Origin of the sequence: Microcoleus sp. T3_A4 (assembly GCF_036700465.1) — a bacterium.
Classification (GTDB): domain Bacteria; phylum Cyanobacteriota; class Cyanobacteriia; order Cyanobacteriales; family Microcoleaceae; genus Microcoleus.
Genome location: NZ_JAUBOY010000047.1, coordinates 31,423 through 53,268, shown reverse-complemented (window position 1 = coordinate 53,268; position 21,846 = coordinate 31,423). Strand labels below are relative to the sequence as shown.

Sequence of the window (21,846 nt, the reverse complement as noted above, 5' to 3'; positions counted from 1 at the left end):
CTGCCACATCTCTTGATGAGATTATTCGCGCTTATTGTGCAACTTAGTGTCTCATTTTTATTTGAAATAACTATAATAACTAAACCCCAGCCGCAGTAAAAGCCGCCCAATAATAAGGATTGGCAAAAGGATAGGGTTTGCGGTTGCGAATTTGCTGCAAAGAAGCCTCCGCAATCAGGCGAGAACTTTGAGAAAGCCGATCGAACATTTGCGAAATTTGAGGTTGAAAATCCGCCAGCAACACCTCCAATTCCTCGCTAGTCAAATCCCGCAGCCACCTTTGAGCGTCCCCCAACGCGATCGCCACATCTCCCACCTGCAACCGAGAAAACCGTCGCAGATTTTCATAAAACTTGCTCGTCAGCAGCAGCGTAGAAACATCGTTCACCTTCCACAGACTGCTAACCACACTAGACGTGCCAGCATACAACAAACCCGCCGACAAACCCACAAAATCTCCTCCAGCACCGCTAACTCCGCCAGCGGCAATTTCACAACCCGATAAAGTAACTAAAAAATATTGTCTAAAATCCAGATTAAAAATTTCCTCCAAACTCAGAGAATCATTCCTCAAAAACACTGCGGATTTCAGAGGACAAGCCAAATTAAGCAAACTAAAACAAGCAAAATGAGCGCATTTTTTCTGCGGCAACTGCCCTATTTCCTGGGGCAAATTCCCATTATTAGCAGAGATTTCTTGGGAAAAAGCCTCTTTAATTGCCGGCTTATGGCGCACAACTTCTGTAGTGGCAAAATACTGGGAAATAGTGCCGATTTCAATGTTGCTGTAGAACGCATCTCTGGTGAAAGTTGGAATTGCCAAAAGCTGCTGCAAACCTGGTTTGTACCGACCAATAGCCGCTCCGTGTGCACTTTGTCTCAACAGCAATAGCTGACAGCTAGGAGCATAGCGAATTCCTCCGGGAAATCGATCAATCAAAGAAGTAGTAGGCGCTGCAACGTCGCCAAAAGACGAACTTTGAGAAAAATCCGAAAGGCTGTAGGTTTCCACCTCAAAACCGCTGCGATCGCTCCACCCAGACCTAAAAATTCCCCCACCGTCCTCAAACCCGTCTCTCCCCGCCAAAGGCAAAGCGTGGAGTGGCAAAGCGTGCAAAAATCGGTGCGGCACAAAAATCAGCCGATCGCAATTATCAGGAATCAGCGCCACCACTCGATCGATTTCCAGCATCGTAGCCAAGCGTTTGAGGCGAGTCGGGAGATGATTGATCCAGCGACCTTTTTGTTCAGAATAAGCGGTGAGGTACTCCTGGCTCCAACTTTCGGCAGCCAAAGCATTTTCCGGCGAACACAGGTGAACGGCGGGATATTGTGCACTCTTTACCACCACAAAAGCAACCAGCAACTCCCCCAAACTCGCCCACACCACAGCAGCGCAATTGTCATCAGGCAACAATTGGCGAATTTGCTCAAAAGCGATCGGTTCAACTTTGTGAGCGAGGCTGAAGAAAGGGTCGTTTGCCTGCACCTCCCGCGCAATCAACCTATCCAACTGCTTCCACAATTGATTTAAGTGCATGAAGTCCGAGTTCGGCAGCAGAGAACCGCTGTTCAAACCTTGGCTATCGCCCTCAGAAATCAAGGTCGTGTTCGGCTCAGGTTCTCCCTGTTCTTGGTGCCGCTGTTCCCCCGCTATTTCCAGTTGCAGGGACTCCAACTCGCTTCGCACCGCTGCAGGAATTTCGGCTTTCGGAGTCAAGTGACATTTAACCAGCAGTTGTACCAAATTCCGATTTTTGTGGCGTTCGGCGTATTCCAGAGCCTTAGCGTAATATTCAGGTTGGCTGGCGCCGAGTTCGAGGCCAACTTGCACCAGGCATTTATAGAGTCCAGCCCAGGTGCGGGTTAATTTGACTTTTGCGGTACTCGTCCGATCGCCAAAATCGACTGTATCAACCCCAACTTCGCAACGCAAGAATTCCACAGTATCGACCGCAGCAGTAAAAACCCCGTAGGCGCGAAGCAAGTCGCCTCGAATTCGGTAAGCTTGACCCAAATAAAATAAAATTTCAGCCCAGCGGTGGGGATAGGTTTCGCGAGTGTAGACTTGACAGGCGCTGTGATAGCAGCCGATCGCGCTTTCCATGTGGGACAAGTTTTCCGCCTCGGTCAGTTGCGAATAAGCCCTGCCGAGATAAATTTGTAGCATTGCCCAGCGGTTGGGATAGGCTTGCCTGGTGTAGACTTCGCCCGCATTTTGATAGCAGGCGATCGCGCTTTTGAGGTTGCGGTTTTTTTCCCCTTTCACGTGTTCGCAGAAAGCGCGGCCGAGGTAGGCACACAGCATAGCCCAGCGTTCGGGAGATTTTTGGCGGTTGCAAAAGAGCAAAGCATTTTGATAGCAGGCGATCGCCATTTCCATATTGTCGGCTTTTTCCCCTTTCACGCGCCGACTGTATATCCTACCGAGGTAAGTTTGGATCGAAGCCCAGGCTTCGGGAAATTTGATGCGGGTGTAGACTTGTAAAGCATTTTGATAGCAGGCGATCGCCATTTCCATATTTTCCACCGGATCGCCTTTGATGCGATCGACAAACACCCGGCCCAAATTCCTCTGAGTCGTTGCCCACTGCTGCGGAAAAGCTTCCCGAGTCCGCACCTGCAAAGCTCTCTGATAGCACGTAACCGCGTATTCCAGATTTTCGGCTCGGTTGCCCCCCAGCAACTCGCAGTAAGCATTTGCCAAATTATTTTGAGTTGTGGCCCAACGCCGGGGAAACACCTTGCGGTTGTAGACTTGCAAAGCATTTTGGTAGCAAGCGACTGCCAGTTCCAGATTTTGGGCTCGGTTGCCCCGCAGTCGGCGGCTGTAAGCACGGCCGAGATTGTTTTGAGTGCTCGCCCACTCTTCCCCAAAAGTTTCGCGGGTGCGAACTCGCAGTGCGTTTTGATAGCAGGCGATCGCCTGTTCTAGATTGTCTGCCGGAGCTCCCCTGAGACGCTCGCTGTAAGCGTTGCCCAGATTGTTTTGCAGCGTCGCCCACTGTTCCGGGTAATGTTCGGGCGTGCGTACTTGTAGGGCATTTTCAAAGCAAGCGATCGCCTGTTCGATATTTTGAGCCTTATCACCTTTGGGGCGATCGCTATAAGCGTTGCCCAGATTGTTTTGCATCACCGCCCATTCTTGGGGAAAGTCTTTGCGGGTAAACACCTTAGCAACTGTTTCGTAACCGGCAATTTCGATTTCCAAGTTATGAGCCTTGCTGCCGAGGGGAAACCGCCCAATTTTGTTGCTCAGATTGCCGATTAACGCTGCAATGCGCCTAGTCTCCGATTCTTTGGCAGCAGGGAGCACCAAAGTGGCCCAGTGGCGCAGCAGTTGTGCGAAATTCTGGTCGAGTTTGTCTAAATTGTTTCTCAGCAGCGAGTACAGGTGCTGCGAATCAGCGCCGCGCGCCACTGCCTGCAATACTTCTGCTAAAAAAGCCAGATATGCTGCCCCGGTTGCGGGCAATTTATAATTCCCTTTTGCAGATTCTAAGGGTGCGATCGCCCTTTGGAAAAATTTTGCAGCTTTCAGCAAACTTTCTCGCGTCAGTGCCGGTTCTTCCAAATAAAGCGTTTGCACGAACCCAAAGTCGATCGACTTTGGGTTCGTCCTCAAAATCAAATCTATTCCTGAGTCCCCAGGATTTTCCAGCAGCGCTTGGAGCATATTAACATCAGTTTTGCGACGCTGTTCGTCCATCGTGCATTCCGCCAAACTATTAACCATAGGAGCGCTGATTCTGTGCAACCAAGTGAACTACCCACCCCTAAATCGTAGTACCGAATATAGTAGGGGCTTCTGTACTCATAGGCGAGTGCCTTAGCTGAGACTTTCGTCCAACCTTTGGCCTTACCTCGCATCCTAAAGCCGAAACGGCTGAACCTTCCGCCTTTAGTGTTTTGATAGCTTCTGCTTTCATCTTTATCGGTGCATTCCCCTCCCGATCGCGATCGGTAGCACAGTGAGGACAAGTCCATTCCCTCATATCTAATGGCATCTCGGTCATTTGATGGAAACAATTAGAACAAGGTTTGGAACTGGAAACCCCTCTATCAATCTCGACTAAGTTCCCGCCTTTGCGTTCCCAGTTGTAGGCTAAGAAGTTGGTAAAACTTCCCAAAACCTCATCCGATCTTGCTTTCGCCAAATTGGAATTGCGAATCCTGTTCCAGAAATGAAAGTTTTCTACTATGACCGCGAGGCGATCGCTGACCAACTTATAACTAAGTTTATGTAGAAAATCTTGCCACCCATTCCTAAACCCTTCGCATACCTTGGCAACAGCTTTTCTATATTTGTATTCAGAATTACTTTTTTTTTGGTGGCCTGTAAACTTTGGCTGCTTGCGCTTCAAGTTCTTCTGGTGCTTGGCAAAATGCTTGGCATTGTCATATTTAGATACTTTTTCATCATCGGGGACAATAGCAAAGTATTTCAATACTAAATCACTGCCCGCAATCCTACCTTCTTTTGTTCTCTGGTTCTCAGCTTTGATTTCAGTCAGTATAGATGCCAGATATTTCTCTGAATATTTTTTACTAATAATTGAAGTCTGAATTTTACCATCAGTTAATCTATATCTCTTTATTTTTTTCGTCTTAGTTCTTCCCCTATAATCTAAAATTAGAGTACCCACAAAGTTGACGCTTTTAGGATGCTGAAATAACAGTTTTTTGGCTTGAGATGGGAAATTATAAAACCCAGCAACTTCATCAATTTTTTTTTGGTATGCAGTCGTTAGCTTGAGCGTAGTAGCTTGCCCAAATTGGCTGTAATACTGACATAACCCTACACTTTCATCGGATTTTTTGATAACAGGTAAAAGTGTGTTGAGACCGGAGTAGCCAAGTCCTTTACCAGTTTTTTTATATACTTCAATTGATTGATTTTGACCATAATTAGACCACCAACGCGCACCCCCAAAAGTTGAAGCTACTTGTATTTGTTTATTTTGGGTAGGATACAAACGAACTTGGATAGCCTTGTGTAGCAATCAACATCACCTCCTTGGTTCTTCTATTCTCTCACAATATACAGTTGACGATCAAAGCATTACGAAAAAATTTTGTGACGAGGATTACATATTTTCTCTCTTGAAAGCGAGCCCCAAAATTACTTGAGGATGCAATCGTCGTCACCCGCCCTTCCCACTATAACGGTACTCAGTTGAGTTGGAAGGGCCCGAAATAGTTAAATCAGGATTCACAAGTCCCAACAGACACGCAGATAGCGAAATTAGCACCTGCAATGGCTAATAGTATTAGCGTCTTGCCTTGAGTAAAATCCTGGTTCAAAGCGCCGTCAGTCTTTCAGGGCGGGTTTAACAGACAGTTCTAAACTTGAAAAACCCGCCCTGACACACTTGCAGCGGGGCGGGTTTACTTTTACCCCGATCGGACTTACGCTAAGAAACTGGGTTTCTGGGAAAATATTGGGTTTAGTAACGAGAAATCTCGAAAGAAACCCGGTTTCTGAGGAAGAGTGTGTCCTGGACTAAGTGAGTTATCTAGGATATTGCGCGAGTTTCAGCGCTACAGCTAACAAAAATCAACTCACTAAATTTTACTGTACCGCTTGAGAACGCAAGGCTGACTCCACTGCCTGCAGAGCTCGATCGACTTCAGCGGAGGTGACAATCAGCGGCGGGACAAATCTCAGCACTTTCGGCCCTGCAGGAACCAACAGAACTCCTGCGGCGATGGCAGATTTGACGATATCGCCCGATGTCAGTTCGATGTCAGCTTGCAATTCCATCCCGACAATCAAACCCCAGCCGCGCACTTCGGCAATTAAATGCGGATATGTGGCCGCCAACTTGTTGAGGCCTGCTTTCAACTGTTCCCCGCGCTGCTGGACGTTTTCTAGAAGGTTTTCCCGTTCCAAAGTTTGGCAAACGCACAAAGCTACAGCGCAAGCAAAAGGATTGCCGCCGAAAGTGCTGGCGTGACTTCCCGGTTCAAATACATCGCAGAAAGATTTGCACAGCATAGCGCCGATCGGGATACCGCCGCCCAATCCTTTGGCAGATGTAAAGATATCCGGTTCAATGCCGAGGTTTTCGTAGCCCCAGTATTTGCCGCTGCGTCCCATCCCGACTTGCACTTCGTCGAGAATGAGCAAAATACCTTTTTCGTCGCAAATTTCCCGAATGCGCTGGAAGTAGGCGATATCTCCGGGGCGAACTCCGCCTTCACCTTGCAGCGCTTCCAGCATAATTGCAGCTACTTGGCGTTCGTCTTTGTCGAGTTCCTCGATCGCACTTTCGATCGCACTAATATCGTTGTAGGGCACATAGTGAAATCCGGGAACCAAAGGGCTAAAACCCTTCTGGTATTTAGGCTGTCCCGTTGCCGTAATTGTCGCCAAAGTCCGCCCGTGGAAACTCGCAACAGCGGTAATGATTGTCGGATTCGAGATATTTAATTTTTCGTGGGCGTATTTGCGGGCGAGTTTAATTGCCGCTTCATTAGCTTCCGCGCCGGAGTTGCAAAAGAAGGCTCTGTCAGCGCAAGAATGGTCTACAAGCCACTTCGCCAGCTCGCCCTGTACGGGGATGTAATAAAGGTTAGAAACGTGGTGCAGGGTCTGAATTTGCTTAGTTACCGCTGCAATCATTGCCGGGTGGGCGTGTCCCAGAGTGCAGGTAGCAATACCAGCCACAAAATCGAGATATTCGCGGCCCTCGGTATCCCAAACGCGGCAGCCGAGGCCCCGTTCTAGGGCGATCGCAAAACGCCCGTAAGTCGTCATTACATAGCTGTCGAAGCTCTCAGAACTGAAGGGACTGGCTTCGGCTTGCACGCTTGGTTCTTTTAGTAAGGTTTCTGGACTCACGAATCGCTCCTTAACACATAATATTCAGACCTCGATTGTACGGTAAAAATCCAGGTTAGCGGTGCAGGCTGTTAGTTTTGTCATAAAATCATAACAGTAACAACAATTAATCCCTCACAAATCTACTGATGAGTTATTACATTTCTCCTAACTTTCTCGATAAAGTTGCGGTGCACGTCACTAAGAACTTTTTAAATTTACCTGGGGTAAGAGTTCCCCTAATTTTGGGAATTCACGGCCGCAAAGGAGAAGGCAAAACTTTTCAAACCGAACTGGTTTTTCGGCGGATGGGCTTTGAACCGGTGATGATATCTGGTGGGGAATTAGAAAGCCCGGATGCCGGAGATCCGGCGCGTTTAATTCGCCTGCGCTACCGGGAAGCGGCGGAGCAAATTAGGGTGCGGGGCGAGATGTGCGCCATCTTTATTAACGATTTGGATGCTGGTGCTGGCAGGTTCGATACTACTACTCAATATACTGTCAATACTCAGATGGTCAATGCCACTCTGATGAATATTGCTGATAATCCAACTAACGTGCAGTTACCGGGAAGTTATGACAGTACGCCACTGCACCGAGTGCCGATTATTGTCACCGGAAATGATTTTTCTACGCTGTACGCGCCGCTGATTCGCGACGGGCGGATGGAAAAGTTTTATTGGGAACCCAGCCGGGATGATAAAATTGGCATTGTTGGGGGAATTTTTGAGTCTGACAAATTGTCAAAAACCGATATTGTGGCGTTAGTCGATAATTTTGCCGATCAGGCGATCGACTTTTTTAGCGCTTTGCGATCGCGCATTTATGACGAACAAATCCGCGAATTCATTCACAAAGTAGGAATCGAGCGAGTTTCCAAGCGTTTGGTAAACACTTTGGAAGCAGCGCCAGATTTCCAGAACCCGAATTTCAGCCTCGCTCATTTAATAGAAATGGGCAGTTTGATGGTGGGTCAACAAAAGCGGATTCAGGAAATGCGCTTAGTAGATGAATACAACCAATCGCGCCTTTTCAACGTTCAAGGAACCCCCAATGCCCCTGCTGCTGCTGCGCCCACGCAAAGTGAATTAAACGACCCGTCATCCAAATATTATAAGGCTTACGTTGAGCCAAGTTCTGAAGCGGGTAACGGTCATGCGGCGCGGCTGAGTTCCGAGGTATTGGAACAAGTAAAGCAGTTATTAGCAAGAGGCTGCAAAATTGGCATGGAATATGCAGATAATCGCCGATTTAAAACTGGTTCTTGGCAAAGTTGCGCGACGATTAAAACTGCACAGGAAAAAGATGTGGTTGCATCTTTAGAAACTTGTTTGGCGGAACACGGCGGCGAATACGTGCGGCTAATTGGTATCGATCCAAAAGTCAAGCGGCGGGTAGTTGAAACAATTATTCAGCGGCCGAATGGTTAAAGTTAAAGCAGTCCGCCAGGGAATGAATTCCCTGTCTAATAGCTAAAGTCCTCTGAAGTGGACTAATGAGTTTAAAAATTTTTATTCTCATACAGCGTATTCCAGGTTTATGAAGTACACCCCAAAAACCAGGTTTCTTTACAGTTCTCGCATCCTTACTGATTCTGTTCAAAAAACCCGGTTTCTCGCAATCTACATCTACATGGAATATGCTGTATCATGTCCGGTCGAGCGATCGCGCTTTTTGTATGGGAGGGTTCGCCAACAAGACCTGCCAATAATTGACCATCTCAAAAACCCGCCCCGACCGGGATATTATGGTTAATCGATCGGACATGATATAATGAGTTTAAAAATTTTTATTCTCAGTCCTCTTGAGAGGACTTTAGCTTTGAGGCAGGGGTTTCAACCCCTGTCGGACTGTCGGACTATCGGTTTAATGTTAAGTTGATACCAATGAAGACAGTTGTGTCCCTACAGGCAATATCTTCTTTATCTCGCCCTCAACTACAGGACAGACAGAGATTATGCAAACCAGCGGCGAATTAGCTTTACAAGTTAAAGTAGGGTGCGCCTTCGGCACCTGACAAATTCAAATTAAATTCTGCAAAAATTTATCAAAGGTTGCCCGATCGCACATAGCACCTTGAGCACCCACTTTAGTTGTGCACAGAGCGCCCGCTGCTGCGCCCCACCGCACCGCCTCTGACAAGGACAGACCGGCATCTAATGCAGAGGCCAAACCGCCGTTAAAAGCATCGCCAGCAGCCACAGTGTCGATCGCCTCTACAGCAAAAGCCGGTACAAAAAAGGTTTCATCCGCAGTAACAGCAACAGCCCCGCGATCGCCCAATTTGACAATAACATTCTTGACGCCGCGCTCCTGCAAGTGTTTGGCAGCTACAATCGCTGTTTCCGTGTCATTCACCCGAAAACCGACTAACTGGCCCGCTTCCACTTCATTCGGCGTCATAATGTCAATTAGCGGATAAAGTTCCACTGGCAAATCCGCCCTAGCCGGTGCTGGATCGAGAATAACTCGCACCCCCGCTTGACGAGCAGCTTTCGCAGCTTTTTGGACAACTTCCAGGGGAATTTCTAACTGTAACAGCAAAGATGTAGCTGTTGTTAACACTTTTTTGAGACGTTCTATATCTGCTTCACCGACATTGTTATTCGCGCCCGGAATCACAATAATATTATTTTGACCTGTCTCGTCTACCGCGATAATTGCCACTCCTGAATGAGTATTTTGGTCTATTAATACATTGTCTGTACTTAAACCATAAGATTGTAAATTTGTCAATAATTCCTCAGCAAATTTATCGTTGCCGACGCGACCGATGATGTGGGTGGAAGTGCCGAGACGGGCGGCGGCGACGGCTTGATTTGCCCCTTTGCCGCCGCCGGCTGTGAAAAAATTGCTACCGATGATAGTTTCCCCTGGCTGCGGCAACCGGGGAGTTTTTGCTGCTAGGTCGATGTTGATACTGCCGAATACGATAATGGTCATAAATTATTCAATTTGGTAATTGGTAAGCTGTAGCGCATTTAATTTGTAAGCTACTTTTTACTTAAACTCTTGTGGCGCGGGCAAGATAGCGCGGGACGATCGAGCTTCAATTTAAATGCCAAATAGTTTAATTGGTAATTGGTAATTCTCCCACTCTCCCATTCTCCCCCTCTCTCCCTCTCCCTCTCTCCCTCTCTTCCTTAAGACGTGCTAGAACAGGTATGGTCTTCACAGGTCAATTCAATGGCTGCAATTACTCTCGATCGCAATCCCTGTGTCCTGCTAGTTGAAACAGACGAAGTTCTCGCCGGACACTTGAGTCTCGATTTAAAATCCTCCGGCTATGAACCGGTAGTAGCTTCTAACACCGCCACAGGCCAACATTTAGCCCGTGAATTGCAGCCAGCTTTGATTGTAATCGATCGGATACTTGGCCCTGAGTCGGGGCTGTCACTGTGTTCTTACCTCAGAAGTATTGGCAATCGGGTGCCGGTGCTGCTATTGGTCGGTCGTGATACAGTTGACGATCGCGTAGCTTGTCTGGAAGCTGGGGCGGATGATTATTTTCTCAAACCTTACCGCACTGAGGAGTTTTTGCAGTTGGTGCGCTTGTATTTGCAGCCGGATAACAGCAGCAACGAACAATTGAGGTTTGGCGATTTAGTTTTGGATTTGGCATCTAGGCGGGCCCTACGCAATGGACGGGCGATCGACCTGACGATGAAGGAATTTGAGCTGTTAAAGTATTTGATGGAACATCCCCGCGAGGTTTTGACTCGGGAACAAATTCTGGAAAATGTTTGGGGTTACGACTTTTTGGGCGAGTCTAATGTGATTGAGGTTTACATCCGCTATCTGCGGCTCAAAATTGAAGATGAGGGTGAAAAGCGTTTGATTCAGACGGTACGCGGTGTTGGCTATGTGATGCGGGAAGCTTGAAGAAGTCAGTTGACAGTTGTCACTTGTCAGTTGTCAGTGGTCAGTGGTCATTAGTCATTAGTCAACAATGCCCATGCCCCATGCCCTATGCCCCATGCCCCATGCCCTATGCCCAATCTAAAATCTAAAATCTAAAATCTAAAATCAATATGAATTATTTAACTAATTTGCTCGGTATTGGAGTAAGTATATTTTTGCTGGGATGTTCACCGACTTTACCGATCGCGAATGCTGGTGCTACTGGTATTTTGGCGGATCAGTCTCCTACGGCGACAACATCGGGTCAAGTGCTACCTGTTTCTGCTAGAGCTCGGATAGGCGATCGCCCAATCGAACTCGAAGTGGCGAAAACACCGGAACAACAGGCTATGGGTTTAATGTACAGAACTTCTTTGCCGGATGACAGAGGAATGCTGTTTGAGTTTAAACCGGCGCGGGGGGTCAATTTTTGGATGAAAAATTGCAAGATTTCTCTGGATATGATTTTTATCCGGGATGGGGTGGTTGAGGCGATCGAAGTTTCTGCACCTCCTTGTACTGCAGATCCTTGTCCTACCTACGGGCCCAATACCGCTGTCGATCAAGTCATTGAACTCCGGGGTGGGCGAGCTGCTGAACTCGGTGTCAAAGTGGGCGATCGTATTGAAATCGAGTTTTTCCAGTAAAACTTCGGACTGTTTCAGTAAGTAAAACCTCTAGACAGACAAAATCCCCCGGTTTGCATCGCCCAGAGCTCCCCCTACCTTCGGAATACCGACGAAAATTTAGAAACTTTACAAAAATTGATTAAATTTGTTAAGATATTAATGTAAGATTCAGTACAAACACCCAAAGATTTGCTACGATGTCGATCTCAGTCAGTCAGGACTTGAGCTTGTTTCCGGAAGCTGTAGATTCTTGGTCGCAGGTATGAGACGAGTCAGCGACTCGTTACCAATCCTGAGAGACGATACTCAGCCTCAAGGTGTAGCAACACGAAAAGAAATTCTCTGGAAGTTCTGGCGATCGAGCTAAATCTACTAAACCTATCTAAAGTAATATGCTACGAGCCAAGTTAATTGGCGGTAATTGGCAAACTTAACTTCTGGTAGCAGTTTCGGGTTTGATCGAAATATCTAACTAATTTTCCCGAAGTAGATTTGCGGATTCTGCATTTCGGCAGATGAAGTTAAACTCTGAACTTGGTTTAGTAGTTTTAGGTAGCAGAATTTATTCTGATTCGCGCTCCAAAGATGCCGAGGTATTCAGTTTAGGTTGGATCGCGATCGCAAGTCGATCGGGCCGACATCAGGAAAATGGCAAAACCTTTCACTTTTTGGGAAAGGTTAGCTTTACAGTAGCACTCAGCATTACGTTTGGCAGTTCAACCGCTAATAGCGTTTTAAAAGCTATCAACGGTAACAAGACAAATTTAAAACTGGCTTATTACTCATCAAAAACATCAGGTTCACATCAGAAAATGGTGTCCTATACTTAGAGGTGAAATCACATGGCACCCGCTAAATACACTCGATTAATTCGCTTTTTACAAGAAGATTTGGCAATTTCGCCCGCGTCAATTGCTGTCGCCGAACGTGTCGGCGATAACAAACAGCGGCAGCGTGATCAAGACCCGAATTCCTTGCCGATGGTTCTGTGGCAATACGGTTTAGTCACTCTCGAACAGTTGGATAAAATCTTTGATTGGTTATCCGAAGCATATTAAAAGGATTTTAGATTTTAGAAAGAATCCAAAATCCAAAATCCTTTAATAACTTGGATTAGGATTCAGCCAAGAATTTGGCAGCAGCGGCAACGCCGGCACCAGGAGTGTAGCCTTCATGACCCAATTCTTGCAACACGACTTCTAAAGAGGAAATTGCTGCTAGAATATCGCGATCGCACACAAAGCCCAAATGACCGATTCGGAAGATTTTACCTTTCAAATGGTCTTGTCCGTCGGCGAGAGCAATGTCAAATCTCTTTCTCATCAAAGTCCGCACTTTTTGAGCATCTACGGATTCTGGCGGCATAACCGAAGTAATCGCAGGGCTGGCGGCATCGTCAGCAGCAAACAACGGCAAACCTAAAGCTTTGACAGCAGCGCGAGTAGTTGTCATCAACCGTTTGTGCCGCGCGAAAACATTTTCCAACCCTTCTGTTTTCATCATCTGCAGCGATGCTTGCAGGGCGAAAAACATATTGACAGGGGGAGTAAAAGGAGTGGTATTTTTGGCAGCGTCTTTGCTATATTTGCCCAAATCCAAATAATAGCGGGGCAGTTTCGCAGTTTTGTAAGCTTCCCAAGCTTTGGGACTGACGGCCACAAAACCCAAACCTGGAGGAATCATGTAAGCTTTCTGAGAACCCGAAGCAATGACATCGATGCCCCAAGCGTCCATCGGAATATTGACCGCACCTAAGCTAGTGACAGCATCGACCATAATTAAAGCTTCACCGTGGGCTTTAACGTGGCGGTTGATAGTTTCGAGGTCGTTGAGGACGCCGGTAGAGGTTTCCGAGTGGGTGATGATGACAGCTTTGATTTGCTTCTCTGTATCTGCTTCGAGTTTTTCGCGGAAGTTTTCGGGGTCTAAAGGTTGACCCCACTCAGCTTTAATAATTTCGGCGTTTAAACCGTAAGCTTCGGCGACTTCCGCCCAACGTTCACCAAATTTGCCGTTGCATCCGACTAAAACTCGATCGCCCGCACTCAAGAAATTAATTATCCCAGCTTCCATCGCGCCGGTACCAGAAACCGTTAAACTCAGCACGTCACTTTTAGTTTGGTGCAGCCATTTGAGGTTTTCGGTACATTCTGCAAAAATCGCGTCAAATTCCTTGCTGCGGTGGCCCATCGGGTGTTTTGCCATCGCTAACAATGCCGCTTCAGGCACCGGCGTCGGGCCGGGAATCATCAGCATTAATTTGTTGTCCATGATATTGTCCTAAGTTTTTCTGTGGGAGTTATATAGAATAAATCAAATACGATACGTCACGTCGCGTCGATACTCTAAGTTTTTTAACTTTTAACTCCCTTGTGGTTAATTTCATTTAGAGACCAGCGATGTTCTACCGCTAAGTTCGATCGCTCGCAGCTTTGTTCTAATTGCTTTTGAATGGCAAGGGCTTTACGCAGGGTAATAATAAGTTGGTGCACTTGTTGCTGCTGCGGCGATTGTGGACTGACAGCAAACATCGTTTTGCGTTCTAACAATTGAAGTAGCAATTCATAATGAATGTACGAAGGAAGGGGGATTGGCTCCATGAAAGCTAACATACCTCAGCGAACCGACACCCCATTGCAATTGCATGAGGCATCACAGGTGAACATTAGATGCCCGATTTTTTATTTGTTTTCTAACCGTACAATAACCCCTGCTTTGCCGATCGAATATTCGGGGCTGGGTGCGTGGGACACGCTAAATTTTGCGATCGACAGGCTTACAGAATAGATTTAATTGCTTTCTGGCAAAATATTTCTATGCAATATAGCTTTCAGTGCTATTTCTTTTTTACAGTAGCGCTTGAGTCGATGCAGGCTAGAAATTCTCATTATTTACCTACTTAATCATTTTTTATCAGAATTAAGGGTGGTTTGTCAAGCGGTCTCGCCTTTCACAGGCTGGGAGGGCGATCGGCAAGGGAGGCTAAAGCGGCGCCCGGATCTGGCTGCTTGACCAGAGATTCGCCGATGAGAACGGCTTCGGCTCCGGCGGTGGCAAGTTTAGCGAGGTCGGCGGGAGTGTGGATTCCTGACTCGCTGACGATGAGGATGCCTTTTGCTTGGATCTCGGTTTGGCGGGAGGCTAATAGTTGACTGGTGGTTTCTAGGCTGACGGAAAAGTCTGCTAGGTTACGGTTGTTGATACCGATCAGGTTGACGCCTTCTAGGGTTAATACTCGATCGAGTTCTTCGAGAGTGTGAACTTCTATTAAAGCTGTCATGCCCAAAGTCTTGACAATTTTCACAAAATATTGTAAGTCTTTGTCAGATAGAATGGCGGCGATTAAAAGTACAGCATCGGCACCGTGAATGCGGGCGAGATAAATTTGGTAGGGATAGATAATAAACTCTTTGCAAAGTAAGGGTAAATCGACTGCCGCACGGATTTTAGCGAGGTTGTCGAAGCTACCTTGAAAAAACTTTTCATCGGTGAGTACGGAGATGCAGCTAGCGCCGTTTTGTTGGTAAGCTAGGGCGATCGCCACCGGATCGAAATCTTCGCGAATTACGCCTTTGCTGGGGGAAGCTTTTTTAACTTCGGCGATGATAGCGGGTGTGGTTTTGCCGTTTTTAAGGGCGGCAAGAAAGTCGCGAGTTGGCGGTGCGAAGGGGAGTTTTTTGTGAAGTTCGGATAAGGGAGTGCGATCGCGTTTTTGGGCGACTTCAGCTTCTTTTTCCCAGACGATTTCTTCGAGGATGTGCTGGGGTTCGGCGTCGGGTACGGCGATTTGGTAGCTGAGGTAGAGGACGGAGACGGATGTGCTGGGGGGACGACGGCGGATTTGAAGCATGATAGGGGGATAAAGGGCGATCGTAAACAAGTTTCTATTATATAAGGTCGATCGCCCTTTTCAATTTATGATTAAATGCGCTTAACTAAGTATTCGGAGATACACCGATGCAATTAGAAGACTATTTTGAATTTCTAGACCCTGATGACATCCGCATAAAAGGACATCGGATCGGCATTGACGACGTGATTAAATATTACTTGGATGGATATTCGCCCGACCAAATTCTGGAAGAATTACCAAGTTTGAATTTAGAGAAAATTTACGCGACGCTAACTTATTATCTGCAAAATCGGAGGCAGATGGATGCTTATATGTTGCGGCTGGCGAAGTGGCGGGAAGAACGCTATCAGGAATGGTTGGCTAATCCATCTCCTCTAGCATTGCGTTTGAGAGCAATCAAAGCACAGCGAGAACAGGAGTTACTTAACTAAGCGTGAAAATTCGTTTTTTAGTCGATGAAAATTTGCCTCCTAAGCTCAAAAGTGCTGTTTTAAACCTCGATCCGGAGATAGATATTTTGCGGGTGGGTGATTCAAATGCGCCGCCATTATGCACCTTAGATCCAGAGATTCTAATTTATTTGGAATCATCGAAACGACTATTAGTGACGGATAATCGCAAAAGTATTAGCGGACATTTGGAGTAACATTGGGCCGCAGGGGGACAAAGTTGGGGATTAGTTTAGGTGCGTCCAAGTGGAAGTATCGGCAGATGGGCAGAAACAATTCATTTTATTTGGGAAACTACTGAAGCTGAAGAATGGCTCGATAAGTTAGATTGGATTCCATATTAGAGAATGATGTGGATAAAGTACGCGCGTGCGTAGGCTTTAAGTCGGGGAGTTTTTCCATTCCTTGATCTAATGTCTATCTTGTCTTCTTGTCAAGGGGGTTGAGCAATTACTATTTTACTACAGGACTAGATATAAAATATAAAAGGACGATCGCCCTGGCGATCGTCCTTTTATTTGCTGCACGTACTATCAGCTTTGCAGCGTGTCTGAATCCAAGATTATTTACGGTTGTTGAGCCATTTAGCCGCAACTATTCCCAAAATACCAGCAACAACTGGATTGCCTAAAAACTTCATCAAACTCGGCTGTTCGGCTAGCACTTCTTGGAAAATATCCGGGTGATTGTGATAGGTGAACGAGGCCAACTTGGTAACATCGTCAGCATTCATGCGGCTGGCGTGGTGGGTAGAAAGTCCTAGCTGCTTTTCCAATTGGCGATCGTTCAATCCTCTCTTGCCCAAATGCTTGAAGAATTCCCGTGCTACATCGTCGCGTTCATTTGGCTTAATTTGGGCGATCGCCTTTTGCAATTCCGGTTCCAACTGAGCCGGCGGGAGGGAGTCGTGATTCAGGGAACGCCCGAATAATTGTTTGCGCTGAGCAGGGGAAGTTCTCTGAGCAAAATCGTCAAAGTTTTCGTAATCTTCACCCGTTGTCTCCGGCATCATTTCTCGATCGCCCTGGGCTAAATCGTTCATGATTTGACGCTTGTAATTATCGCTGCTACTCATGGTAACTCTCTTCCAATCTACACAACATTTCAGTCTTAAATTGAGATGATTTAGCCTTTGAAAAACTGCGGAATATTAAACCGCCACGCGGCTATCATTTAAGCTTGCTAACTCGGTCAAGACTTGTATTCAATCTGATTTGATTGCTGGTCGTACTTAGCAGTCAAAATCAACTTTTTGTCAGGAGCGTAAACCAAAACACTTACATCCTGATTTGGGAAATTGCGGTGAAAACCTTGTGCTAAAGATTTCGCCAAATCTTTCACTTCAGTCGGGCGGACTTGCGGGGTAATTACAACTCCCAATTTGTTATTGTCGCGCACATAAGCATCCTGAACCAAGCCCTTAGCCGTCTTTGTTACCCATTGACCAAAATCTTGACCTGCGGCGGTATTGCCACGTTCTAGCTGCGCGTAATAACCCTGACTGCCACCAATTGCTACAGGTACATCAGTCGGTTTTTGGGCGGAAACGCTGGGCGCGCAGGCAGTAGTAACTGCCAGCATTAATACCAAAAGTACGCCCGCAATTATTTTGCGACTCTGCTGCAATAAACTCACCTTTTTTCCTCCGTTCCTAAAACATTTGGAATACTTGAAAGGGTCAGGTTGCTCGACCCTCTCAATGCCTATAGTATTAGGCTTAGTCTAGTTTCTTTTTGAGCTCATCTTTTACATCTTCGATCGCGTGACCAGCTTCAGCTTTTGCCTGCTTGGCTTTGCCTTCTGCTTTATCTTTCGGGTCGCCAGTAACATTACCTAGGGCTTCTTGAGCTTTGCCTGCGATGTTGTTGCCAGTTGCCTTTGCTCTATCTTCAGTGCTCATGGTTTTCTCCCTATCTGTATCTAATCAGACATTTTCTACTTAATAAACTCATCATAGGTAACTAGGAGCTGCGTTGCACTCTACCTCTAGGAAGAAAGAATGAATAACAAATGAAGATGGAAGATGGAAAAGTTATTTTTCTGTCTTGGACAGCCTGCCACTTTCATACTTATAGGTTTTTTTTCACCGTTTCTGGTGGCTGCAACGAAGTATTTGTGTAAAAAAGCTGGTGGATGGTCAACCCCGCTTCCCGGAGTTTTTTTTTTCATACCCAAAATAATTTAAAACTATAAATTTTTATTTAATTCTGCCTTCTGCCTTCTGCCTTCCCAAAGCGAGTGTGGGCAAGATTGCATCTTACCCACACCGAAAAAAATCCGTATTAGTTTTAATCTACCTTGTGATGACATTCTTCATCTATTTTGTGCTGAAGTTCTTCTTTCAACTGTTCGACAGCGCGCATAGTTTGAGCATCTTCTTTTTTTTGCTGACCGAGGGCTTTTTCTGTTTCCTCGCCGAGCAATATTTCCCTGGATTTTGGTAGGGTGACTTGATTTTCGGTGGCCGTGTGGGTCGCGTTTTCTTGACTATTCATTAGTTTTTCCCCTATTGTTTGCAAAATTTATTTTTAACCAGGGTACTTAGAAGTTAACCTTATACTTAAGATAACGGAAATCACGAAGACTTCCATCTACCTGAAGGGAGATAGGGGCTGGTGAATAATTTTGAGTTTTATAGTTAAGATAAATTACGGAAACTTCCCTTAGCCCCAAAAGAGATAGGGGAAGGGGAATAGTGGGTGAGATTGCTTGGTGGGTCGCAAGTCGCGGGCAGTGAATGAGTTGGGAAAAGGGGAGGAGGGGGGAGAATTTTTCTGCGGCGCGAGCGATGGCATTAAGTGTCGAATGTTGTGGTATGAGGCTCTTTGGACTTCGGTAAAAGATGAAGAGAGAAATGGGAGGCAGTTTAGTGCAGACTTAAGTCTATGCTGAGAGTTGGAAAGTTAAAATCTGTAGGGTGCAGCAATTCCCAAGTTTGGTGGCGATCGGGTTAAATAATCTGCTAAACAAGAGTTAGCCTCAAGGCTAACTTCCAGCAGGATCGAACTAAAATTTCTGTTATTAGTAAAAATTATCTAAAACCCTATGGGAGCAAGGAGCAGTAACCCCCTCGAAGCAGCCGGCCCGACTCGTGAGCCGATCAAAATAGGTGTGTTGCATTCGCTGACGGGCACGATGTCCATCAGCGAAATTTCTGTTAAAGATGCGACGCTGTTGGCGGTTGAGGAAATTAATGCGGCCGGAGGGGTGCTCGGACGCCCCTTGGAAGCGGTTATAGAAGATGGAGCCAGCGATTTGCAGACTTTTGCTCAAAAAGCTAAGCAATTGCTCTTAGAAGCGCAGGTGGCGGTGGTATTTGGCTGTTGGACTTCGGCGAGCCGCAAAGCTGTACTGCCTGCTTTCGAGCACGGCAACGGGTTGCTGTTCTATCCGGTGCAGTATGAAGGGCTAGAACAGTGTCCGAATATTTTCTACACTGGTGCTGCCCCGAACCAACAGATTGTGCCTGGGGTGAATTACTTGCTGACACAGGGAAAGCGGAAAATTTTCCTGTTGGGTTCGGACTATCTCTTTCCCCGCACGGCAAATCGGATTGTGAAAGCTCAACTGGCGGCACTGGGGGGAGAGTTGGCGGGGGAAGTGTATCTGCCGCTGGGATCGAGGGAAGTGGGCGAGGCGATCGCACATATCTTAGCAGTGAAACCAGATGCTATTCTCAACACTCTCAACGGCGATAGCAATGTGGCTTTTTTCCAAAAGTTGCGGGAAGCTGGCGTGAACCCCGAGGATTTGCCGGTGATGTCGGTTAGCGTAGCAGAAGAGGAAGTGCGGGCGATCGGGCCGTCCAATCTTGCTGGACATTGGGTGGTTTGGAACTATTTTCAAACGGTGGACACACCAGAAAATCGGAAATTTGTCAAGGCTTATAAAGCCCGATACGGGGAAAATCGAGTCACGGATGACCCGATCGCAGCAGCTTATTTGGGCGTTTACCTGTGGAAGCAAGCAGTAGAAAAAGCTGGTTCGACAGATGTGGTTAAAGTCAGGGCTGCTGCTAAAAATATTGAGTTTGCAGCGCCATCGGGCAAGGTAAAAATAGATGCCCAAACGCAGCATATCTGGAAAACAGTGCGGATTGGTAAGGTGCGGTCGGACGGTCAAATTGAGGAGATTTGGAATTCGGGCGCACCGGTTCCGCCAGATCCTTTTCTCAAAACCTATCCTTGGGCGGCGGCACTTGCTCCGAGGCCGATTTCTCTAGGAACTCGGGCGTCTTTGAGCGGGCTGTTTGTCATCTTGGTACTGATAACTTGGATGGCGGTGGGAGTCGGGTGGATGGGTTCTGTGGAGATGAAGAACTATTTGCTGACAATAAAAGCTGCCTCAACTCCGGCGGGGGTTTCTGAGGCAGCAATGGCGGTGCTGGTGCAGCAAACTCTGGCAGTGGCGAGCCGCACTCAGCACTGGCTGCTGGGGGCTTCAGTTTTGAGTTTGATCGCGGGGATAGTGGCTTTTGTGTCGGTGTCGGCAATTATTCGGAATCTCGGCTTGCTGCGGGAAACTGCGGAACTGATGGCCAGCGGTGATTTTACGGCTCGATCGCCTGTGGTTTCTAATGATGCGATCGGGGTGCTATCTTCTACTCTCAATACAATGGCTCAGCAAATTAGCAGTTTGCTCAACGGTTTGGAAGTGCGGCAGCGGCAGCTAGAGGAACGATCGGAGGAATTGGAAGTCGCTAAGAATGCTGCGGAAGCTGCCAACCGGGCGAAAAGCACTTTTTTGGCAAATATGACTCACGAGTTGCGGACGCCTTTGAATGCGATTATCGGCTACAGCGAGCTGCTGCAAGAAGAGGCTCTGGAACTCGGCGAAGAAGAGTTTGTGATGGATTTGGCAAGCATTAATATGGCAGGCAAGCAGTTGCTCAACATTATTAGTGACATCCTGGATATTTCTAAAATTGAAGCAGGAAAGATGACTCTTTTCTTGGAGACTTTTGAGGTGTGGGATTTGATCGAGCAGGTTGTCACTACTGTTCAACCGACGCTAGGGAAAAATGGCAATACTTTGATCGTCAATTGCGATCGCAATATTGGCACGATATACGCTGATTCGGGGAAGCTGGGACAAGCGCTGTTAAATTTGGCGAGCAATGCTGCTAAGTTTACAGATCAAGGCAAAATTACGATTAATGTTTGGAAAGAAGAAGGGGAGGTTTTGCCGATCGACAATTCCGCAGAACTCTGGGCAGATCCTTCTCGGTGTCAACAGCCTTTGATCGTGTTTCAAGTAACCGATACCGGCATCGGCATGACTGAGGATCAGGTGTCGAGGCTATTCGGAGCTTTCGCTCAAGCGGACGATTCTACTACGCGCAAATACGGCGGCACCGGTTTGGGGCTGACAATTAGCCGGAGATTTTGCCAGATGATGGGCGGAGACATTACCGTTGAGAGCGAGTTTGGCTGCGGTTCTAGTTTTACGATCCGGTTGCCGATTGCGGTTAAAAACCCGAAAGAAGCGCGGGAAGATCCAGAAATCCAAGAAATTCAGGCCGAGTCTTCCCAGGAGTTAGACACGAGTGCAGCGGCGACTGAAGCGAAGCAAAAAGAACTGCGATCACAACCGCTGGATTTGCCCGATGCTGCTACTGTGCTGGTGATTGACGACGATCCAGACGCGCGAGACTTGATGACCCGCTGCTTGTCGAAACAGGGATTTCGGGTGCGATCGTCGGCTAGCGGTCAAGGGGGGCTTCTGTTGGCTAAGGAGTTGCTGCCCGACGCGATTATTCTGGACGTGATGATGCCGAGTATGGACGGCTGGGCGGTGCTGTCGGCGTTGAAAGCAGATCAAGATTTGGTTGATATTCCAGTGATTATGATAACTTTTTTGGACGACCAAAATCAGGGGTTGGAATTGGGAGCGGCGGAGTATGTGAGGAAGCCTGTGGATTACAAGCGCTTTGCTGCTTTATTGAGCAAATATCAGGGTATCGAGAAGTAGTTATTAGTCATATCAATTCTGGTTGCACGACCAAGGTATTGTTGACTGTTAACTGTTGCCTGTTGACTAAAATTATGCTTTCGGAACAACTGACTGTTTAGACATTTAAACAATAACGATGCCACCGGAAGCGATATCAGTAGTCATTAGCCCTTGAACTCTGAAATGTGAAAGATGAACTCTTAAATGTTGTGAACTATTAACAGTTATATCATGGTCAAT

The 21,846-nt window shown here is 46.9% G+C and carries 19 protein-coding genes; 8 read left to right on the top strand and 11 right to left on the bottom strand.

Annotated elements, in window-relative coordinates; genetic code table 11:
- Window positions 1-79: 79 nt before the first annotated feature.
- The 3 genes from QUA07_RS23575 to QUA07_RS23565 all read right to left on the bottom strand — a co-directional run bounded on the left by QUA07_RS23575 (window position 80) and on the right by QUA07_RS23565 (window position 6,844).
- On the bottom strand, window positions 80-3,736 hold the full coding sequence (locus tag QUA07_RS23575; RefSeq protein WP_333329904.1) for a CHAT domain-containing tetratricopeptide repeat protein: 3,657 nt from the start codon (window positions 3,734-3,736) through the stop codon (window positions 80-82).
- 40 nt (window positions 3,737-3,776) lie between these two features.
- Window positions 3,777-5,003 (bottom strand): RNA-guided endonuclease TnpB family protein, encoded by a 1,227-nt coding sequence (locus tag QUA07_RS23570; protein ID WP_333329902.1) that lies wholly within the window; start codon window positions 5,001-5,003, stop codon window positions 3,777-3,779.
- Between the two features lie 569 nt (window positions 5,004-5,572).
- Complete coding sequence (locus QUA07_RS23565; protein WP_333329900.1) at window positions 5,573-6,844, bottom strand: aspartate aminotransferase family protein; 1,272 nt, start codon at window positions 6,842-6,844, stop codon at window positions 5,573-5,575.
- A 128-nt stretch (window positions 6,845-6,972) separates the two neighbouring features.
- On the opposite strand from QUA07_RS23565, the gene QUA07_RS23560 reads away from it, so the two are divergent.
- Window positions 6,973-8,253: a ribulose bisphosphate carboxylase small subunit gene (locus tag QUA07_RS23560; RefSeq protein WP_333329898.1), complete on the top strand. Its 1,281-nt coding sequence runs from the start codon at window positions 6,973-6,975 to the stop codon at window positions 8,251-8,253.
- Window positions 8,254-8,845: 592 nt separating this feature from the next.
- On the opposite strand, the gene rbsK is transcribed toward QUA07_RS23560, so the two are convergent.
- Complete coding sequence (gene rbsK, locus QUA07_RS23555; protein WP_333329896.1) at window positions 8,846-9,766, bottom strand: ribokinase; 921 nt, start codon at window positions 9,764-9,766, stop codon at window positions 8,846-8,848.
- Window positions 9,767-10,009: 243 nt separating this feature from the next.
- On the opposite strand from rbsK, the gene nblR reads away from it, so the two are divergent.
- The 4 genes from nblR (at window position 10,010) to QUA07_RS23535 (ending at window position 12,410) form a co-directional block, all read left to right on the top strand.
- Window positions 10,010-10,705 (top strand): response regulator transcription factor NblR, encoded by a 696-nt coding sequence (nblR, locus tag QUA07_RS23550; RefSeq protein WP_333297208.1) that lies wholly within the window; start codon window positions 10,010-10,012, stop codon window positions 10,703-10,705.
- Between the two features lie 149 nt (window positions 10,706-10,854).
- Window positions 10,855-11,370, top strand: coding sequence for a DUF192 domain-containing protein (locus QUA07_RS23545; RefSeq protein ID WP_333329893.1), 516 nt, complete (start codon window positions 10,855-10,857; stop codon window positions 11,368-11,370).
- A gap of 497 nt (window positions 11,371-11,867) precedes the next feature.
- Entirely contained in the window at window positions 11,868-12,182 is a 315-nt protein-coding gene (locus tag QUA07_RS23540; RefSeq protein WP_333329891.1) for a hypothetical protein, read from the top strand.
- 12 nt (window positions 12,183-12,194) lie between these two features.
- Complete coding sequence (locus tag QUA07_RS23535) at window positions 12,195-12,410, top strand: DUF2949 domain-containing protein (protein WP_333095284.1); 216 nt, start codon at window positions 12,195-12,197, stop codon at window positions 12,408-12,410.
- Window positions 12,411-12,465: 55 nt separating this feature from the next.
- On the opposite strand, the gene QUA07_RS23530 is transcribed toward QUA07_RS23535, so the two are convergent.
- From QUA07_RS23530 to trpC, 3 genes are all read right to left on the bottom strand, one after another.
- The gene (locus QUA07_RS23530; protein ID WP_333329889.1) at window positions 12,466-13,623 is read right to left on the bottom strand and encodes an alanine--glyoxylate aminotransferase family protein; all 1,158 of its coding nucleotides are present in this window, start codon (window positions 13,621-13,623) and stop codon (window positions 12,466-12,468) included.
- 83 nt (window positions 13,624-13,706) lie between these two features.
- Window positions 13,707-13,952: a DUF5340 domain-containing protein gene (locus QUA07_RS23525; protein WP_041623669.1), complete on the bottom strand. Its 246-nt coding sequence runs from the start codon at window positions 13,950-13,952 to the stop codon at window positions 13,707-13,709.
- 350 nt (window positions 13,953-14,302) lie between these two features.
- On the bottom strand, window positions 14,303-15,202 hold the full coding sequence (gene trpC / locus QUA07_RS23520; RefSeq protein WP_333329887.1) for an indole-3-glycerol phosphate synthase TrpC: 900 nt from the start codon (window positions 15,200-15,202) through the stop codon (window positions 14,303-14,305).
- Between the two features lie 107 nt (window positions 15,203-15,309).
- Here trpC and QUA07_RS23515 point away from each other — a divergent pair, with 107 nt between their 5' ends.
- The gene (locus QUA07_RS23515; protein WP_333329885.1) at window positions 15,310-15,636 is read left to right on the top strand and encodes a DUF433 domain-containing protein; all 327 of its coding nucleotides are present in this window, start codon (window positions 15,310-15,312) and stop codon (window positions 15,634-15,636) included.
- A 2-nt stretch (window positions 15,637-15,638) separates the two neighbouring features.
- The gene (locus QUA07_RS23510) at window positions 15,639-15,851 is read left to right on the top strand and encodes a DUF5615 family PIN-like protein (RefSeq protein WP_333329883.1); all 213 of its coding nucleotides are present in this window, start codon (window positions 15,639-15,641) and stop codon (window positions 15,849-15,851) included.
- A 365-nt stretch (window positions 15,852-16,216) separates the two neighbouring features.
- On the opposite strand, the gene QUA07_RS23505 is transcribed toward QUA07_RS23510, so the two are convergent.
- The 4 genes from QUA07_RS23505 to QUA07_RS23490 all read right to left on the bottom strand — a co-directional run bounded on the left by QUA07_RS23505 (window position 16,217) and on the right by QUA07_RS23490 (window position 18,149).
- The gene (locus QUA07_RS23505; RefSeq protein ID WP_333085500.1) at window positions 16,217-16,729 is read right to left on the bottom strand and encodes a hypothetical protein; all 513 of its coding nucleotides are present in this window, start codon (window positions 16,727-16,729) and stop codon (window positions 16,217-16,219) included.
- Window positions 16,730-16,845: 116 nt separating this feature from the next.
- The gene (locus QUA07_RS23500; RefSeq protein WP_333085501.1) at window positions 16,846-17,289 is read right to left on the bottom strand and encodes a hypothetical protein; all 444 of its coding nucleotides are present in this window, start codon (window positions 17,287-17,289) and stop codon (window positions 16,846-16,848) included.
- Between the two features lie 82 nt (window positions 17,290-17,371).
- On the bottom strand, window positions 17,372-17,554 hold the full coding sequence (locus tag QUA07_RS23495) for a CsbD family protein (protein ID WP_333034601.1): 183 nt from the start codon (window positions 17,552-17,554) through the stop codon (window positions 17,372-17,374).
- Between the two features lie 388 nt (window positions 17,555-17,942).
- Complete coding sequence (locus QUA07_RS23490) at window positions 17,943-18,149, bottom strand: hypothetical protein (RefSeq protein ID WP_333329882.1); 207 nt, start codon at window positions 18,147-18,149, stop codon at window positions 17,943-17,945.
- 550 nt (window positions 18,150-18,699) lie between these two features.
- Here QUA07_RS23490 and urtA point away from each other — a divergent pair.
- Window positions 18,700-21,624 (top strand): urea ABC transporter substrate-binding protein, encoded by a 2,925-nt coding sequence (urtA, locus tag QUA07_RS23485; RefSeq protein WP_333329877.1) that lies wholly within the window; start codon window positions 18,700-18,702, stop codon window positions 21,622-21,624.
- The last annotated feature ends 222 nt before the right edge of the window (window positions 21,625-21,846 follow it).

What these genes read in the sequence shown, in the direction of transcription:
- QUA07_RS23575 (WP_333329904.1), bottom strand. Translation starts at nt 3,736, where the DNA reads ATGGTTAATAGTTTGGCGGAATGCACGATGGACGAACAGCGTCGCAAA.
- QUA07_RS23560 (WP_333329898.1), top strand. Translation starts at nt 6,973, where the DNA reads ATGAGTTATTACATTTCTCCTAACTTTCTCGATAAAGTTGCGGTGCAC.
- rbsK (WP_333329896.1), bottom strand. Translation starts at nt 9,766, where the DNA reads ATGACCATTATCGTATTCGGCAGTATCAACATCGACCTAGCAGCAAAA.
- nblR (WP_333297208.1), top strand. Translation starts at nt 10,010, where the DNA reads ATGGCTGCAATTACTCTCGATCGCAATCCCTGTGTCCTGCTAGTTGAA.
- QUA07_RS23545 (WP_333329893.1), top strand. Translation starts at nt 10,855, where the DNA reads ATGAATTATTTAACTAATTTGCTCGGTATTGGAGTAAGTATATTTTTG.
- QUA07_RS23540 (WP_333329891.1), top strand. Translation starts at nt 11,868, where the DNA reads ATGAAGTTAAACTCTGAACTTGGTTTAGTAGTTTTAGGTAGCAGAATT.
- QUA07_RS23535 (WP_333095284.1), top strand. Translation starts at nt 12,195, where the DNA reads ATGGCACCCGCTAAATACACTCGATTAATTCGCTTTTTACAAGAAGAT.
- QUA07_RS23530 (WP_333329889.1), bottom strand. Translation starts at nt 13,623, where the DNA reads ATGGACAACAAATTAATGCTGATGATTCCCGGCCCGACGCCGGTGCCT.
- QUA07_RS23525 (WP_041623669.1), bottom strand. Translation starts at nt 13,952, where the DNA reads ATGGAGCCAATCCCCCTTCCTTCGTACATTCATTATGAATTGCTACTT.
- trpC (WP_333329887.1), bottom strand. Translation starts at nt 15,202, where the DNA reads ATGCTTCAAATCCGCCGTCGTCCCCCCAGCACATCCGTCTCCGTCCTC.
- QUA07_RS23515 (WP_333329885.1), top strand. Translation starts at nt 15,310, where the DNA reads ATGCAATTAGAAGACTATTTTGAATTTCTAGACCCTGATGACATCCGC.
- QUA07_RS23505 (WP_333085500.1), bottom strand. Translation starts at nt 16,729, where the DNA reads ATGAGTAGCAGCGATAATTACAAGCGTCAAATCATGAACGATTTAGCC.
- QUA07_RS23495 (WP_333034601.1), bottom strand. Translation starts at nt 17,554, where the DNA reads ATGAGCACTGAAGATAGAGCAAAGGCAACTGGCAACAACATCGCAGGC.
- QUA07_RS23490 (WP_333329882.1), bottom strand. Translation starts at nt 18,149, where the DNA reads ATGAATAGTCAAGAAAACGCGACCCACACGGCCACCGAAAATCAAGTC.
- urtA (WP_333329877.1), top strand. Translation starts at nt 18,700, where the DNA reads ATGGGAGCAAGGAGCAGTAACCCCCTCGAAGCAGCCGGCCCGACTCGT.